The organism is Pseudomonas sp. RGM2987, assembly GCF_022952855.1.
GTDB lineage: Bacteria > Pseudomonadota > Gammaproteobacteria > Pseudomonadales > Pseudomonadaceae > Aquipseudomonas.
In genome coordinates this window covers 1-471 of the sequence record NZ_JALJDX010000015.1, presented here as the reverse complement: position 1 = coordinate 471, position 471 = coordinate 1, and the positions used below count along the sequence as shown (strand labels likewise).

At 71.3% G+C, this 471-nt stretch carries 1 protein-coding gene; it reads left to right on the top strand.

The window, feature by feature from the left end; genetic code table 11:
- Positions 1-174 precede the first annotated feature (174 nt).
- Positions 175-471, top strand: a 297-nt coding sequence (locus RGM2987_RS00045; protein ID WP_245138086.1) for a hypothetical protein, incomplete at its 3' end; no start/stop codon positions are given.

Below are 471 nucleotides of genomic sequence, written 5' to 3'. Positions count from 1 at the left end.
AGCTAGGGGAGACGCCACCGCGCGAAGGCGCGGCGGGGGGGCTGAGTTGAGTGGAAAGGCCCCGCGCAGAGGCGCAGGGCCGGCTCGGCAGTTGCGCCAGGGCCGGGTTTCCTGTCTTCTGGTCCCGGCGACAACCATCCGGCGCCGCTGCCGAAACCCTGGATGAGGTCCAAGATGCATGACGATCAGACCCTTGCCCCGCCTGTCGGGATGTCCCGCCGCGCACTGATGCTGAGTTCGCTGGCAACGGCGGCGCTGTGGCCCGTCGGGGCCGATCTGGCGCTGGCGCAGGACGCGCCGCCCGCCGGCCCCGCCCCCGAATCGGCCGCCGCCGCCCGCGACGCGGTCGAGGCGATCCGCGACCAGATCCTGCGCATCTCGCGCGAGGTCTGGGAAACCCCCGAACTGTCGCTGCACGAGGAGATCTCGCACCAGATCCATATCCGCGAGCTTGAGGCGGCGGGATTCACG